Origin of the sequence: Seonamhaeicola sp. S2-3 (assembly GCF_001971785.1) — a bacterium.
Lineage (GTDB): Bacteria > Bacteroidota > Bacteroidia > Flavobacteriales > Flavobacteriaceae > Seonamhaeicola.
The window spans coordinates 1,009,189-1,025,957 of record NZ_CP019389.1 but is presented as its reverse complement, the minus strand read 5'-3'; the positions used below and the strand labels follow the sequence as shown (position 1 = coordinate 1,025,957).

Here is a 16,769-nt window from a genome sequence, read left to right as displayed (position 1 = left end):
TAAAACTCATAATAACTTCACTTTAAAAAAGTATTATTTCTATGTATTTTTATAAATTCATTATTTACCATTCAATAAATAGACGCATTAATAAATAAATACAAAGCATGTACTTAATCTTTGATACTGAAACTACCGGATTGCCAAAACGTTGGGATGCTCCCATAACCGATGTTGATAATTGGCCAAGGTGTATTCAAATTGCATGGCAACTCCATGATGATATGGGGAATTGTATAGAGCATCAAGATTATTTGGTAAAACCAGATGGTTTTAACATTCCGTATGATGCTGAAAAGGTTCATGGTATTTCTACCGAGTTAGCACAAGAACAAGGCGTGCCTTTAAATGAAGTATTAGAAAAATTTAATGCTGTTTTACAAAAATCAAAGTTTATTGTTGGGCAAAATGTAAAGTTTGATTTGAATATTATGGGAGCCGAATTTGTTCGAGCTAATATAGCGAATAACTTGCAAGAGCTCCCTGTTTTAGATACTTGTACAGAACATACAGCACAGTTATGTAAAATTCCGGGAGGGCGCGGTGGTCGCTTTAAATTACCAACATTAACAGAGTTACATGAGCATTTATTTAATACTCCGTTTGCCGAAGCACATAATGCAACAGCCGATGTTGAGGCTACAACACGTTGTTTTTTAGAATTAGTGCGCTTAGGTGAATATACTAAAGAGGAGCTAGATGTAGAGGATGATTACCAAGTAAGGTTTAAAGAGGCTAACCCCAGCACCATTCAGCTTATAGGTTTAAAACATGTTAACCTTAAGCAAGAAAGCGCTAAAATTAGAAAACGTCTTCAAAAACTAGAAGAAGCCAAAACTACAGATAATGATACAGTAAAAGATGTAGATTTAACAGGTGTAGATTTTGTACATCTTCATAATCATTCGCAGTTCTCGGTATTACAATCTACTATGAGTATTGCCGATGTGGTTTCTGCGGCAGCGTCTCATAACATGCCTGCTGTAGCCTTGACAGATCATGGTAATATGATGGGAGCCTTCCATTTTATAAATGCAGTTAACAAGCAAAATAGTAGCATTAAAGCGGCTATAGAAGCAGCCGAAGAAAAAGGAGAAACCACCAATAAAAAGTTAATAAAACCTATTATTGGTTGTGAGTTTTTTGTTTGTGAAAATCATAAAGATAAAAGCCGTAAAGATAATGGTTACCAAATTGTACTGTTAGCTAAAAACAAAAACGGATACCATAATTTGGCAAAATTATCATCTCATGCCTTTGTAGATGGCTTTTATTATGTGCCAAGAATTGATAAAGATCTTATAAGACAGTATAAAGAAGATATTATTGTTTTAACAGGAAACCTTTACGGTGAAGTGCCAAGTAAGGTATTGAATATTGGCGAAAACCAAGCAGAAGAGGCTTTAATTTGGTGGAAAAATGAGTTTGGAGATGATTTGTACATTGAGTTAATGCGCCATAACCAAGAAGATGAAAACCGCGTAAACGACACCTTGGTTAAATTGGCTAGAAAACATGATGTAAAACTTGTAGCTACCAATAACACTTACTATCAAAAACAAGAAGATGCCAATGCGCATGATATTTTATTATGTGTAAAAGATGGAGAAAAGCAAGCTACTCCAATAGGTAGAGGGCGTGGGTATCGTTACGGTTTACCAAATCAGGAGTACTATTTTAAGTCTTCAGAAGAGATGAAACAACTCTTTAAAGATTTGCCAGAAGCCATTTTAAATACTCAAGAAGTAGCCAATAAAATAGAAGCCTTTCAATTAGCTCGTGATGTACTATTGCCTGCATTTGATATACCCGATGAATTTAAACATGAAGAAGATTTAGTTGATGGTGGTAAGCGTGGTGAAAATGCCTATTTACGTCATTTAACTTATGAAGGAGCTAAAAAACGCTATGGTGAACCCCTTTCTGATGAAGTAAAAGAACGTTTAGATTTTGAGTTGAATGTTATTGAAAAGACAGGATATCCAGGATATTTCTTAATTGTTGAAGATTTTATTCGTGAAGCCCGAAACATGGATGTATCGGTGGGTCCAGGACGTGGTTCGGCAGCAGGTTCGGTAGTAGCTTATTGCTTATGGATTACCAATATAGACCCCATGAAGTACGACTTACTTTTTGAGCGTTTCTTAAATCCAGATCGTATTAGTATGCCCGATATTGATATTGATTTTGATGATGAAGGCCGAAGTAGGGTTATGGACTATGTTATTAAAAAATACGGTGCTAACCAAGTGGCTCAAATTATTACTTACGGTACTATGGCAGCAAAATCATCTATTCGTGATACGGCCAGAGTATTAGATTTACCGTTGTTTGATGCTGATAGAATTGCAAAACTAATTCCCAATATGTCTAAACTAAATAAAATTTTTGGTTTAGATGAAAAAGCTTTAGCAAGTAAGTTTAGAGCAGAGGAGTTAGAAAAAGTAAATGAGCTTTTAAATATTTCAGAAGGAAACGATTTAGAAGCTAAAACCGTGAATACGGCTAGAACTCTAGAAGGTTCTGTAAGAAATACAGGAATTCACGCTTGTGGAGTTATTATCACGCCAGATGATATCACTAAGTTTGTACCAGTTTCTGTAGCAAAAGATTCCGATTTATATGTTACCCAGTTTGATAACTCGGTGGTGGAATCTGCGGGACTGTTAAAAATGGATTTCTTAGGCTTAAAAACCTTAACCTTAATAAAAGATACCGTAAAAATTGTAAAAGCAAAACACGGTATTGAGTTAGATCCTGAAAGTTTTCCGTTAGATGATGAAGAAACTTATGCGCTATTTCAACGAGGTGAAACCGTAGGGGTGTTTCAATATGAATCTCCTGGAATGCAAAAACACCTTCGTGAGCTAAAGCCAACAGTGTTTGAGGATTTAATTGCCATGAATGCCTTATACCGTCCAGGACCAATGGAGTACATTCCAAGTTTTACTAGACGTAAACATGGTGAAGAAGAAATTGATTATGATTTACCTGCCATGGAAGAATACCTAAAGGAAACTTATGGTATTACCGTTTATCAAGAGCAGGTAATGTTGTTGTCTCAAAAGTTAGCAAATTTCTCTAAAGGTGAAGCCGATATGCTTCGTAAAGCCATGGGGAAAAAGCAAATTGCGGTTCTAGATAAAATGAAGCCTAAGTTTATAGAACAAGCAAGTGCTAATGGTCATGATGCTAAAGTTTTAGAAAAGATTTGGAAAGATTGGGAGGCATTTGCAAGTTATGCGTTTAATAAATCGCACTCTACTTGTTATGCGTGGATAGCCTATCAAACGGCTTACTTAAAGGCGCATTATCCTGCAGAATATATGGCTGCAGTACTGTCTAATAACATGAACGATATTAAGCAAGTAACCTTCTTCATGGAAGAATGTAAACGCATGAAATTAAAGGTACTTGGACCAGATGTTAATGAAAGTTACTATAAGTTTTCAGTAAATAAAGAAGGAGCAGTACGTTTTGGTATGGGGGCTATAAAAGGTGTTGGTCATGGTGCGGTTATGACTATTGTTGAAAACAGAAAAGAAGACGGTCCATATAAGTCTATTTTCGATTTTGCTAAACGAATTGATTTAAGAGCAGCCAATAAAAAAGCCTTTGAAAATTTAGCTTTAGCCGGAGGGTTTGATTGTTTTACAGACACTCATAGGGCACAATACTTTCATAAAGAAGGCGATTTAACCTTTTTAGAAATGGTTATAAAATATGCTCAAAAACATAAAGAAAATGAGAATTCTGCACAGGTAAGTTTATTTGGTGAAGCTAGTGAGGTTCAGATTGCAGAACCTACCATTCCGCCTTGCGAAGAATGGGGAACCATGGAAAAATTAGCTAAAGAAAAAGACGTTGTTGGTATCTACATTTCTGGTCACCCGCTAGACGATTTCAAAATAGAAATGAAAACTTTTTGTAACGCTACTGTAGCAATGTTTAATGACTTACAACCTTATGTAAATAGAGAATTGGTGTTTGGTGGTGTGGTAACAGATGTTCAACATCGTGTTAGTAAGCAAGGTAAAGGCTGGGGGATGTTTACTATAGAAGACTATACAGATAGTTTTGAATTTAGAATTTTTGGCGAAGATTATTTAAAATTCAGACACTTTTTAATGGTAAATAACTTTGTGTTTGTAAAAGCTTTTATAAGAGAAGGTTGGGTTAATAAAGATACAGGAAAAAAGAGTGACCCGCGTATACAATTTAATAGTTTTCAGTTGTTGCATGATGTTATGGAGAATTATGCTAAAAAACTATCGCTTCTATTTGATATAAACGATTTAAAAGAAAGTAAAATAACCCAAATACAAAGTTTGTTAAGTATGCATCCAGGTAATCATGCTTTAAATTTTGTGGTGTATGATGCTAAAGAAAAAATAAAGTTGAGTATGCCAAGTAGAAAACAAAAAGTAAAAGTTTGCCAAGAATTAATTTCAGAACTAGAATCTCAACATATTCATTACAAATTAAATTAAAAATTTTCTTTTTAAGGGTAGGAAAAATTAAAGAGTAATTGTTCTATTAGTAAACAATTAATTTATAAAACATTTTACCATGAAAAAGATTTTTAGTTTATCATTTTTTCTTTCATTAGCTTTAATAGCTTGTGATAATGAAGGAGTTCAAAACGATTTAAACAGTACAGGAGCAGTATCTGTTGAAGCTGAAGTGGCTATTGAAGAAACAGAAGCTGTTTTAGATGATATTGCGCTATATTCTGAAAGCGCTTACGGTATTTCAACTTCAAAAAGTTCTTCAACCTTAACATCTAAAAGCGATGATAAACGAGGTTATTCTGAGTTTTTTAGAGAATGTTCAGATATTGTTATTGAAATTACAGATACACTTATAACTACCACTATTACATTTAACGGAGAGTGTGAAGATAATGACGGTAATGTTATTACTGGTACTATTACCAAAGTTAGAGAAATTGGTGACGGAATTAAAACTAAAACATTAACATTTACAGATTTAAGTGTAAATGGTTATTTAGTTAACGGTACAAAACAATATACTTTTACTGCAGAGAATGATAATGGTAACCCAGAAATAACCGGAACTACCAATATTACAGTAGAGACAGAAGATGGTACTTATACTAAAGAAGGAAATAGAACTGTTGAAATTACAGCAGGTGGTGATACTTATACATGCTATGATGATGAAAAAACAATAACAGGATCTTTTACTTTTACAAATGCAGAAGGAAGCACTTTTACTATGGAAATTACAACAGATTTGGTAAAACCAGCAGCATGTAAATACATAGCTTTAGGTGTTAAAACATACACAACCCCAGAAGGAACAATTACTTTAGATTATGGTGATGGTACATGCGATAATGTAGCTACTAAAACAGCTATTGATGGCACAGTAACAGAAGTTGAGTTAAGGAAAAAGAGAAAAAAATAATTATTAAAAATTTCAACAAAAAAGGCTATCTGAATTTGATTAGATAGCCTTTTTTTAAGAAAGAAAATCAAAATAATTTTATAAAGTTTGTACAGGCTATTCTCAGAAAAGTGATTAGATGTTAACTTATTTCAAGAGTCTAGGGGCTATAATAGGGTTTATGTTTTCTTGTAAATGCAATATGGATTAACCTTTTTAGAAGTGTTTAAGCAATAAGTGTTTGTTCTGGAAATTATTGAAATAAAGTAAGATAATACAGGTATAAATAAAACAAATTGTTAGTTTGTAAGTATTAGCGTTTTTTTTGACTAATTTTGTGTTAATAAAAAATAGAATATTTTAAATACACATATTATGGCATTAGAAATAACAGATGCAACGTTTGAAGAAACAGTATTAAAAAGTGATAAGCCTGTATTAGTTGATTTTTGGGCAGCTTGGTGTGGACCATGTAGAATGGTAGGACCAATTATAGAAGAAATAAGCGGTGAATACGAAGGGAAAGCCGTTGTTGGTAAAGTTGATGTAGATGCAAACCAAGAATTTGCAGCAAAATACGGTGTACGTAACATCCCAACGGTATTAGTTTTTAAAGATGGTGAAGTAGTTGATAGAAAAGTAGGTGTTGCACCAAAAAACTCTTATACAGAAGCAATAGATGCTCTTCTATAAAAGAATTAGAAAAGAAAACTAAAAAGGTTTGCTGTAATGGCAAACCTTTTTTTATTTTAGATGAGTTATAAACTTTCATAAATTTTTTAAATGGAAAAAAAAGGTAAAGTACAAGATGCTATAGATGCAAAACTAATTGAAGATAGAAAAGTTTTTCTGTGGGGGCAAGTAGATGATGATTCTGCAAAACACGTAATAGACCGCTTAATGTATTTAGATGCCTTAAGTGCAGATGATATTCATTTGTACATAAATAGTCCTGGTGGCTATGTAACCTCAGGTTTTGCAATTTATGATTGTATAAAATCATTAAACAGTAACGTATCAACTATTTGTACTGGTTTTGCCGCTTCTATGGGATCTATTATCCTATCTGCGGGCACAAAAGGAAAACGTTTTATACAACCTCATGCCAGAGTAATGATTCATCAACCTAGTGGTGGTGCCAGAGGGCAAGCAAGTGATATTGAAATTACCGCCAAAGAAATTATTTTAACCAAAGAATTAAGTGCACAAATTTTAGCAGATAATTGTGGGCAAACTTTTGAAAAAGTAATGAAGGATTTTAATAGAGATCATTGGATGGGTGCAGAAGAATCTGTTACTTATGGTATAGTAGATTCTATTTTGTATTAATTCTGATTATATTTTTTAATGGACTTACGCCAAGAACTAAATAAAGCAGAAGGGTTTAAAAACCTAGGGCTACTAGCAAAACAAGTAGTAGAAGGCTTTATAGCTGGTATGCATAAAAGTCCGTTTCATGGGTTCTCATCAGAATTTGCAGAGCATAAAATTTATAATAGAGGTGAGAGCACGCGCCATATAGATTGGAAACTCTACGCAAAAACAGATAAACTTTACACCAAAAGATATGATGATGAAACCAATATGCGTTGTCATATTATAGTTGATAATAGTAGCTCTATGCACTATCCTGAAATGACAAGTTTTTCTATAGATAAATTAAATAAAATTGCATTTTCAGCATTGGCATCGGCAGCATTAATGCAAATGTTAAAGAGACAACGCGATGCTGTTGGTTTAAGTATTTATAGTGATGATTACGATTTTTATGCTCAAGAAAAAGGTAGTGAGCGTCATCATCAAATGTTGTTAAGAGCATTAAGTGAAGCGGTTATTTCAAAACCATTAAATAAGCAAACCGAAACATATAAATATTTACATGAAATAGCAGAGAAAATTCATAGGCGCTCTATGATTTTTTTGTTTACAGACATGTTTCAAACCACAGAAGATGATGTGAAATTATTTGAGGCGCTTCGTCATTTAAAATACAATAAGCACGAAGTAGTTTTATTTCACGTTTTTGATAAAAAAAAGGAGTATAGTTTTGATTTTGATAGTACTCCTAAACGCTTTATAGATGTTGAAACAGGTGAGTTTATTAATTTGTATGCAGATACTGTAAAAGAAAATTATAATAAAAAAATTAAGGCTTATTTTACAGCATTACAATTAAAATGTGCACAATACAAGATTAAGTATGTAGAGGCCGATATTAATGATAACTTTAATCATATTTTAACCACATATATGGTAGAGCGCCAAAAGTTTGCTTAAAATTTTATTCTTAAATTATAATAATTTTAATTTTAGAATAGATAATAGTAGTAATTTACAAATGGAAACCTTTGTGGTTTAGGTGCTTAAAAATTTTTATTAAAAAAGGCTAAAAAAGATTTGACATATTAAAAAAGGCGTGTATATTTGCATCCGCAATCATGCAACGGTCTGGTAGTTCAGTTGGTTAGAATATCTGCCTGTCACGCAGGGGGTCGCGGGTTCGAGTCCCGTCCAGACCGCAAGATTTAAAAAAAGGCTCTGAAAAAACAGAGCTTTTTTTGTTTAAAAATGTTGTGTTGTTCACGCTATAAGCGTGATGTAGTCTACTAAGTGACTTAGTAGCCAATGGAAAGCTTTCCTTTTTTCTGAATAAGAAGATTGGGATGCTTTTTTGTTTTTTAGCTGCATTGTAAAGACCTTCCTAAAAAGAAACCTGACGGTCAACTTAACAGATACTTAATAGGTATAGCGTATATACTATATAGTAAAAGTATGTTATTATTATAATTTATTTAGGTTTCAAATATAAATTGTAATTTACAAAAGGGTTTGTATAACAATGGTTTTAAAATATATAGCTTTTAAAAGATACTAATTAGCATGGGTGTTTACACTACTATTATTTTTGAGTTGTTACTTGTGGTAACAAGTATTCTTATTTTATTTAGACTTAGAGGTAAGTTAGGGTTAGCACCACTGTACATTCTTTTAGGTACGTTACAGTTTCTTCAAGCTCATTTAGGAAGCTCATTTAGTATTCAAGTTTTTGAAGATTATGTTATTCACCCGGGGTCTATTATATTATTTAGCGGAGTCCTTTTTGGGATTTTATTAATATATATAAGGGAAGGGGTGTCAAGTGCTCGGTCATTAATTATAGGTATTGTTGTCTCAAATGTAATTCTATCCTTATTGTTTCACATAACTTATTTACAAGAAACTATAACTAGTAACATTAATAACACCCCGTTAAACGCTCAATCTGTATTTAAGATTAATTATAAATATTTTTTTGGCGGTACTGCAATTCTATTTATAGACTTCTTTTTGTTAGTTATTCTGTATCAATATTTAATTTTAAAATTAAAAAAAATACCGTATTTATTCATTATTACATTATCATTATTAACTGTTTTAATATTTGATGCTTTAGTGTTTAACATAACGTTATTTTATGGCACACCAACATTTAAAACATCTTTAACAAGTCATATTATAGGTAAATCAATTGCTGCAATTTTATATTCAATTATTCTGTTTTGGTACATTAAATTTATTGATGATAGAAAAGGAAAATCGGCTTTTATAGCCAATAAAGAAAGAGAGGTTTTATCAATAATAAAGTATAAAAAAAGATACGAAGACCTTAAGGTAGAAAAAGAAAAAGTAGAGCAAAAACTAACATCTCAAATAGAGAATACACTACGTAATATTTCAGATGGTTTTATGGCGCTAGACACTAACTGGTGTTATACCTACATTAACAAAAAGGCTGCTAATTTTTTAAATGAAACACCAGAAAACTTAATAGGAAAACATATTTGGAACGAATTTCCAGAAGGATTAAATCTACCCATTTATAAAATATTCAAAGAAGCCGCTAAGACTCAAAAAACAATATATTTTGAATATTATTATAAACCATTAAACAAATGGTTTGAAAATAGGGTTTACCCTTCAAAAGATGGGTTAACAGTTTATTTTACAGATGTAACAGAGCAAAAAAAAATAGAAGAACAGCTAGCTCAAAGCAAAAAATTTACTTATAACATTATGAATAACATAGGAGATCCTGTGTTTGTAAAAGATAGTGAGAGTAGAATTGTACTTGTAAACAATGCTTTTTGTGAAATTTTTAAACTTCCAAGAAAAGATATAATAGGCAAAACTTTAGCAGAAAATGTGCCTCTTAATGAAAGAGAAAGCTTTTTAAGTGTAGATAAACAAGTAATAGATAGTGGAGAAGAAAGCATAAATGAGGAAACCTTAACGTTAAAAGAAGGCGATACAAGAAATATAATAACAAGAAAAACCAGGTTTATTGATCAGGATGGTAAAAAGTTTTTAATTGGAGTTATAAAAGATATTACAAGTAGAAAAAAAGCCGAAATTGAACTAGAAAATCATAAAAATAATTTAGAAGCATTAGTAGAGAAACGTACAGCAGAGATTGAATTAAAAAACGCAGAATTACAAAGGATGAACAAATTATTTGTGGGTAGAGAATTAAAAATGAAAGAACTAAAAAACATAATAAAAGAACTTAAGAAAAAACACAATAAATAAAAATTACAAATGAAACATTCATTTAATTAGTTTTAATATGAAGAGTCATCCACTTTACTTTTTCTTTAAAAAACCAATAGCTGCTGGCATTTTAGTTTTTTTGTTGCTACTTTTTGGTACTCAATTTATATCGTATCAACAATATTTAATAAATGAAAACAAACAAAAAAAAGAAATTGATAACGAAATAAACTTAATAAAAGAAAAGCTACAAGCATTAGTAATGTATAGTTATGCTGCTACAAAAACACTAGCATACATTGTAGAACAAAATGGAATACCTAAAGATTTTAATAGCATTGCAGTAGAGTTACTAGAACGAAATGATTACTTTGATGTTGTAGAATTAGTAGATGCACAAGGTTATATTACACATGTTTATCCGCTAAAAAACAATGAGGTTATAGGCTTTAATGTTTTAACAAGCTCAACAGCAAAAACAGGAGCGTTGGCAGCCATACAAAGAAAGGATTTTTTTATTGCGGGTCCTATTAATTTAGAACAAGGTGGCGTTGGTATGATTAGTAGAGTTCCCATTTTTGTAGATGGCAATTTTTCTGGTTTTTCTACTGTAGTAACTAAACTTTCTACTTTTTTTCATGATTTAAATATTAATACCTCAGAAGATGAAAGCTTCATCTATCAGTTATCCAGAGTTAATGCTAACACAGGTGAAGAAGAATTTTTCCTAGACACTAACATGTCAAATTTTAAAGAATTTGCCGTACCAATACAAATGTCTATGGGGGAATGGAAATTATACGTCGTGCCTACACACAACAAAATAAATCCAGCAATATGGTTTGCTATATTTGGTTTTGTTATTGCTATTGTAGGCGGATGGGGTGTTTGGTATTTTATGGGGCATACGGCGCGCTTAAATAGACTTATAAATATTAAGTTAAAAAACCAAGAAGTACAATTAAAATCAGTTTATGAAGCTTCTAAATATACAATAGAGCAGAGTGAAGAAAATTTAAATAGAGCGCAAAAAATTGCAAAAATAGGAAGTTGGGAAAGAGATTTAAAACAAAATACATTATCATGGTCTAAAGAAATGTATAGAATAGTTGAAAAAGCCCCAAATGAATTCAAAGTTACTCAAAGTAGTTTTCTTGATATAGTACACCCAGATGATAGAGAATTAGTATTAGACCAGTACAAGAAAGCTTTAAAAAATAAAAGCTATTATCAAGTTATTTACAGGCTGCTTTTAGATGAAAAACATATTAAATATGTTAGTGAACGCGGAGAAATATTTTATGATTCAAATAATTTACCCATAAAGTTTTTTGGAACCCTACAAGATATAACAGATAGAGTTCTTAGTGAAAAAGAATTGTTAAATTATAAAACTAATTTAGAGAAATTGGTTGATTTGAGAACAGAAGAACTCAATGAAAGTAAAGAGGCACTATTAAACCTTTTAGAAGATTTAAATACACAATCAATTGAATTAGAAAAAGAAAAAGTAAAAGCCCAATCTGCAGATTTAATGAAGTCTGCATTTTTAGCAACCATGTCTCATGAGCTAAGAACGCCAATGAACTCAATTATAGGGTTTACAGGAATTTTGTTAAAAGAACTAGCGGGTCCTTTAAATGAAGAGCAGAAGAAACAATTAACCATGGTTAAAAAAAGTGGAGAACATCTTTTGCGTTTAATAAATGATATTTTAGATATTTCAAAAATAGAAGCAGGTAAATTAAAAATGTCTCTATATCCTTTTGATTATATAGAAACGTTAAAAGGCACAGTGTCGTTTTTAATGCCACAAGCTAAAGCCAAAAATCTTAGTATTGAAACACAATTACCAGTATCTAAAATAACAATTACTAGTGATGAAAGACGTATAGAGCAAGTTTTACTCAATTTACTGTCAAACGCTATTAAGTTTTCTAAAAAGGGAATAATACAAGTAAAAGTTCATTTAAAAGAAAATGAAATAGTTACTGAGGTTATAGATCAAGGTATTGGTATAAGTAAAAAGGATCTTGTTAAACTATTCACGCCTTTTATCCAACTTGAAACAGGTCTTAATAGAAATCATGATGGTACGGGGTTAGGGTTAGCCATTTCTAAAAACTTAATAGAAAAACTAGGAGGTTCAATTCAAGTAGAAAGTATAGAAGGAAAAGGAAGTAATTTTACTTTTACCCTACCTATAGAAAATTCATACAAAAACAACAGTGTTATATAACTAAATGTCTTATATTTAATATTTTAACTAATTTAATCAACCTTTAAGATAAAACATGAAACAATCCATTTTAATAATTGAAGATAATGAGCAAAATATGTATATGCTATCTTATCTTCTAGAAAAGCACAACTACACTGTAATAAAAGCTTTTAATGGAAAAGATGGATTACAGTTAGCCCATGAATTGCACCCAGAAATAATTTTAATAGATATACAGCTACCAGATATGGATGGCTATGAAATATGTGTTAAACTAAGGCATAATGGTTTACCTAAAAATACAACAATTATAGCAGTAACATCATACGCCATGGGAGGAGATAAAGAAAAAGCCATTGAAGCGGGAGCTACAGGATATATAGAAAAACCCATAAACCCAGAAACATTTGTAGCTCAAATGGAACAAATTCATAATATGTAATAACTGAATTTATTAAAATGAAAACTGTTTTAATTGTAGATGATATTTATGAAAACCTTTACCTGCTTAAGGTTATACTAGAGGGGGCTGGATATAATACTATTGAGGCTAACGACGGAAAACAAGCATTAAATAAATTACGAGAAAATAGTATAGATTTAATTATCTCAGATATTTTAATGCCCGTTATGGATGGCTATATGTTTTGTCAAGCCTGTAAAAAAGAAGAAGCATTTAAAGATATTCCTTTTGTTTTTTACACTTCTACATACACAGAAAAATTAGATGAAGAATTTGCCCTAAAATTAGGTGCAACCCATTTTCTTAGAAAACCAACAGACTCTGAAACTATTACAAAATTAGTTCAAAAACTATTAAACGAAGCAACTCCTAATACTAAGATACAACCAGATAAAAAACCAGAATTTACAGAGCAAGAAGTTTTAAAGCTTTACAGTAAAAGACTTATAAGTAAGCTTGAACAAAAAAATTTAGATCTAGAAAATGAAATTTTAGAAAGAAAACAAGCTGAAGTAAAGTTAAAACTAGCCAAAGAGTTTAATGATAAACTCATTATGTCTATGCAAGAAGGACTCTTAATTGTAGATCTTGAAGGTAAAATTATTATGGCCAATAACTCACTTTGTGAAATTCTTGGGTATACACAAGGTGAACTCATAGGGCTTAACTTACCTTATCCTTTTGCAAAAAAAGGCGATCTAGAAAAAATGTTAGCTATTAAAGAAGATGTAATAAAAGGAGAAGCAAAGTCTTTTAAATTAGAGTTTTATAAAAAAAGTGGAAAGGAATTTATAGCATCATTTTTATCTGGAAATATTTTGAATGATAAAGGCGAGGTTATAGCTATATTCGCGACTATTAAAGACATTTCAGAAGAAGAGAAGGCTAAAAAAATACTAGAAGAAACAGCTTTAAAATCTAAACAGAAAAAAAGAGTTATTTTAGAACTAGCTAACCTTTTAGGAGAAGATTTTGGTAAGTCTTTAAATAAAATTACTCAATTAGCTGCTCAAACCTTAAATGTTGAAAGGGTTAGTATTTGGAGTTTTAGTCCAGATAAAACCCAAATTTTATGTGAAAAATTATATTTATTGGGTAGTAATTTGCATAAAGAGGGCGGTGTTTTAAAATTTAAAAACAACCCACATTATTTAGAAGCACTAGAAAAATTTCAAACTATAAGAGTTAAAGATGCGCAGCATGATAGTATAACACAAAAATTCTCAAAAGATTATTTAATTCCTAATAATATTACATCTGTAATGGATGTGTTGGTTAATAGCACAAAAGGACATTATGGCGTAATTTGCTTTGAACATGTAGGAGATACATTAAGAGATTGGACTGCAGAAGATCAAGAATTTGCAACATCTATAGCCAACATAGTCTCTTTAATGTTTGAAAGTGCAGAACGCAAGCAGGCAGAAAAAAACTTAGTATTAGCTAATAGTGAACTAAAAAAAGCTAATAATGAACTTAATATTCTACGAGATCAGTTAGAACAAGAAAACTTTTACTTAAGAAATGAGTTAGACCTAGTTTTTAATTATGAAGACATGGTTTATGGAAGCGCAGAATTTAGCAATGTATTAACCGAGATAGAAAAAGTTGCTCCTACAAATGCAACGGTAATGTTATTAGGAGAGTCTGGTACTGGAAAAGAATTGTTAGCTAGAGCAGTTCATAATATCAGTTTGCGCAATGATAAACCACTTATTAAAGTTAATTGTTCTGCCATACCACGTGAGTTAATAGAGAGTGAATTGTTTGGACACAAAAAAGGCTCGTTTACAGGAGCAACAAATGATAAAGTAGGAAAGTTTGAATTAGCAGATGGCGGCACCTTGTTCTTAGATGAAATTGGCGAGTTGCCACTAGATATGCAGCCTAAAATTTTAAGGTTTTTACAAGAAGGTGAGATTGAAACAGTAGGTGGTACAGAATTAAAAAAGTTAGATGTTAGGGTTATAGCTGCAACAAACAGAAATCTTAAAGAAGAAATTGAAAAAAAACAATTTAGAGAAGATTTATATTTTAGACTTAATGTATTTCCTATTGAAGTGCCTCCATTAAGAAAAAGAAGAGAAGATATTCCTTTGTTAATTGAACATTTTGTAGATAAGTTTAACAAAGCCTATGATAAGAATATTAAATACATACCTGCAGAAACCATGAATCTTTTAAAATCTTATGATTGGCCAGGAAATATTAGAGAATTAGAAAACTTAATTGAGAGAGCGTCAATATTATCAACAAATGAAACTTTATTAATACCAGGCTTTGAGTCTACTATTCAAAAAACAAAACAACCAATTAATAACCAAGATTTAAGCTTTGACACGGCTCAAAGAAATCATATTCTTCATGTTTTAGACAAGTGTAATTGGAAAATTACGGGAAAAGATAGTGCCTCTACTTTGTTAAACTTAAAACCTAGTACACTTAGAGATAAAATGACCAAGTTAGGTATATTAAAACCAACAAAACAGTAACGGAATACCGTTAATTTTACAATTTTAAACAAAAGCCACACGGAATACCGTGTGGCTTTTGTTTGTTAGTATATCTGTACATTTTTATAAAAACCACAACGTCAGTAGTTTACGTGTTTGTTTGTGCTTAAAATCTTGTTTGGCACATCAGTTGTTTCGTGGTTTTTGTAATAAAGAACGATGAAAAAGGAAGTTGTATTTGATAATATGGAATTTGGGTTAGACCATAATTTTATCCAATGTAAGTTTGTAGGAAAATTAGATAAAAGATTTCTTCTGCTTGAAATGGAAGATATTTTAATTGAGGTTATACCTACGTTATCAGAAATTAACTATAAACCGATAATTTTTGATTTAACGCAAATTAGTAAGCTTGATGCTTTTAGAGTTTTTAAGATACTATCACGTAATTCAAATATTAAATCATTAGTGCTTTCAAAATCATTTTTAGTTAAGTCATTTGACTTGAAATTGCTTTTTGATTTGTGCAGTTTTAAATGTGGGGCTGTAGTGCCTAATAAAGTTTTTACAAGTTATAACCAATCAGTAAAGTTTTGTAGTAAAGATTATGAGCAATTTAATGCCTGTTACTAAAAAAACAATAGAAGAAATAATAATATTAGAAAACGCTATGTTTTGGATAGATAATTCAAAGTTTCTTCATTGTAAGTTTACAAATAACGATTCTAATTCTAAATTGAATTATGGTTTAGTAAAAAGGTATATAAATGCTATTAGCAAATTATGTAATGGCACGCCTATGCCATTTATTATAGATGTTAGAAATACTCGGGGTACGTTCTCAATTTCAGCAGCTAAGTTAATAGCTAATAGTCCAGAACTTATAAAGCTTAGAATATCCGAAGCTTTTGTTGTTAATACCATTGGTATTAGATTATTAATAACGACATATAAAAGGATATATAACCCAGTTACACCATTTGGTGTTTTTAAAGACTTAGAGTTAGCTAAAAACTATTCTATAGAAAAAGACAAACAATTTTATAATAATTAGAAGATAAGATTTTATAAAAAACAATTACTAAAAAAGGTGAGCAACATTAATAATAAAAAAATGACGGTTAAGAAGATACGCATAATATGGGTGTTTTTATTAGCACTTAGTTCATTTAATTGTTTTGCTCAAGTTGTTAATGAAGGGGTTTTGTTTATAGCAGATGAAACTAACATGTATGTTGAAAATGAGTTTTTAAATGAAGAAGGAGCAGTTGTTGTAAATAAAGGCGCTGTATATTTAAATGTAAAAACAAGAAAAAACGCTCAAGTTTTACCGTCTGGTATTACTTATTTTAAGTGCTCTGTTAATCCCGATAAAAATGGTTTTGTGTTTGAGAACGATAAAATATTCAGATTATCAAAACATTATAACGATAGAATAATTTACATAGGTGAAAAAACAAGAAAGTTTAAAGTAACTGCAGAGGTTAAAAATGAGTCTATTATAGATAGTAGCGTTTTTGTGATTAGAAAAAGTAGTTCAGAATTGGTACAAACCAATACGTTAAAAAATTCAATTTACGGAGAGGTTGAATTGGCAAACAATGACTATATAGAAATTTGGGAGCAACCTTTTAAAAAGAATCAAGTTTCTTATAAAAAGGAACTTTCTCTAAAGATTAGTATAAGTAGTAATTAA

General features: G+C 30.9%; 12 protein-coding genes and 1 tRNA gene. All 13 read left to right on the top strand.

Translation table 11 applies throughout. The features are described from left to right. The first annotated feature begins 107 nt into the window (after positions 1 to 107). The 13 genes from dnaE (at position 108) to BWZ22_RS04760 (ending at position 16,769) form a co-directional block, all read left to right on the top strand. Positions 108 to 4,490: a DNA polymerase III subunit alpha gene (gene dnaE / locus BWZ22_RS04820; protein WP_076698348.1), complete on the top strand. Its 4,383-nt coding sequence runs from the start codon at positions 108 to 110 to the stop codon at positions 4,488 to 4,490. A gap of 79 nt (positions 4,491 to 4,569) precedes the next feature. Beyond that, positions 4,570 to 5,430 carry a hypothetical protein gene (locus BWZ22_RS04815; protein ID WP_076698347.1) on the top strand — a complete coding sequence of 287 codons (861 nt, stop codon included), beginning with the start codon at positions 4,570 to 4,572 and terminating at the stop codon, positions 5,428 to 5,430. 354 nt (positions 5,431 to 5,784) lie between these two features. Continuing rightward, positions 5,785 to 6,102 (top strand): thioredoxin, encoded by a 318-nt coding sequence (gene trxA / locus BWZ22_RS04810; RefSeq protein ID WP_076698346.1) that lies wholly within the window; start codon positions 5,785 to 5,787, stop codon positions 6,100 to 6,102. Between the two features lie 90 nt (positions 6,103 to 6,192). Next, positions 6,193 to 6,738: a ClpP family protease gene (locus BWZ22_RS04805; protein ID WP_076698345.1), complete on the top strand. Its 546-nt coding sequence runs from the start codon at positions 6,193 to 6,195 to the stop codon at positions 6,736 to 6,738. Positions 6,739 to 6,756: 18 nt separating this feature from the next. Then, entirely contained in the window at positions 6,757 to 7,686 is a 930-nt protein-coding gene (locus tag BWZ22_RS04800) for a DUF58 domain-containing protein (RefSeq protein ID WP_076698344.1), read from the top strand. A 168-nt stretch (positions 7,687 to 7,854) separates the two neighbouring features. After that, positions 7,855 to 7,928 (top strand) — tRNA-Asp (locus tag BWZ22_RS04795). A 361-nt stretch (positions 7,929 to 8,289) separates the two neighbouring features. Beyond that, positions 8,290 to 9,975: a PAS domain-containing protein gene (locus tag BWZ22_RS04790; RefSeq protein ID WP_076698343.1), complete on the top strand. Its 1,686-nt coding sequence runs from the start codon at positions 8,290 to 8,292 to the stop codon at positions 9,973 to 9,975. 37 nt (positions 9,976 to 10,012) lie between these two features. Beyond that, a complete protein-coding gene (locus BWZ22_RS04785; RefSeq protein ID WP_076698342.1) occupies positions 10,013 to 12,175 on the top strand; it encodes an ATP-binding protein in 2,163 nt (720 codons plus the stop codon). A 55-nt stretch (positions 12,176 to 12,230) separates the two neighbouring features. Beyond that, positions 12,231 to 12,599, top strand: coding sequence for a response regulator (locus BWZ22_RS04780; protein ID WP_076698341.1), 369 nt, complete (start codon positions 12,231 to 12,233; stop codon positions 12,597 to 12,599). Positions 12,600 to 12,616: 17 nt separating this feature from the next. Next, on the top strand, positions 12,617 to 15,112 hold the full coding sequence (locus BWZ22_RS04775; RefSeq protein WP_076698339.1) for a sigma 54-interacting transcriptional regulator: 2,496 nt from the start codon (positions 12,617 to 12,619) through the stop codon (positions 15,110 to 15,112). 180 nt (positions 15,113 to 15,292) lie between these two features. After that, complete coding sequence (locus BWZ22_RS04770) at positions 15,293 to 15,706, top strand: hypothetical protein (protein WP_076698338.1); 414 nt, start codon at positions 15,293 to 15,295, stop codon at positions 15,704 to 15,706. Next, entirely contained in the window at positions 15,681 to 16,127 is a 447-nt protein-coding gene (locus tag BWZ22_RS04765) for a hypothetical protein (protein WP_083692193.1), read from the top strand. The genes BWZ22_RS04770 and BWZ22_RS04765 overlap by 26 nt, the downstream gene beginning before the upstream one ends. Positions 16,128 to 16,187: 60 nt before the next feature. Further along, positions 16,188 to 16,769, top strand: a complete 582-nt coding sequence (locus BWZ22_RS04760; RefSeq protein WP_157607912.1) for a hypothetical protein — start codon at positions 16,188 to 16,190, stop codon at positions 16,767 to 16,769.